Origin of the sequence: Martelella sp. UBA3392, from assembly GCF_002358775.1 — a bacterium.
In the GTDB taxonomy this organism is placed as follows: Bacteria; Pseudomonadota; Alphaproteobacteria; order Rhizobiales; family Rhizobiaceae; genus Martelella; species Martelella mediterranea.
On the sequence record NZ_DEPM01000129.1, the window covers coordinates 1 to 409 of the forward strand.

Sequence of the window (409 nt, forward strand, 5' to 3'; positions counted from 1 at the left end):
GACAGGAAGTCTGCGAGGCAGATCGCAGCCTTTTCGCGCGCGGCCTCGGGAAATTCGTTTTTCTCGAAAGCCTGATCGACCAGATCCGTCAGAACGGTTCGTGCGGTCATGAAATTCTCCCTCCCATCGGGCTATCCGCCCTACCCTTTCGACTGCCTGCTTTTGCGCGATCGGCGTTCACGCCCCCTTGATCGTCATGCCGCAATCCACCTTGAGCGTGACGCCGGTGATGCAGCGGGCATCGGACGAGGCCAGGAACGCCACCGCGCGGGCAACATCCTCAGGCTCGGCAAGCCGGCCGAGCAGCGATTTCGCGGTCCGCTCCTCCCAACCGCTGTCGGTGATGACGGCGGACGCGCCGGGCGTGCGCACGGAACCTGGCGCAACGGCGTTGACCCGGATGCCCTTG

The 409-nt window shown here is 64.5% G+C and carries 1 protein-coding gene; it reads right to left on the reverse strand.

The features are described 5' to 3' along the window. Positions 1 to 177: 177 nt before the first annotated feature. Positions 178 to 409 (reverse strand): SDR family oxidoreductase (locus tag B4E36_RS09460; protein WP_345900278.1); only part of this gene is annotated, 232 nt, incomplete at its 5' end.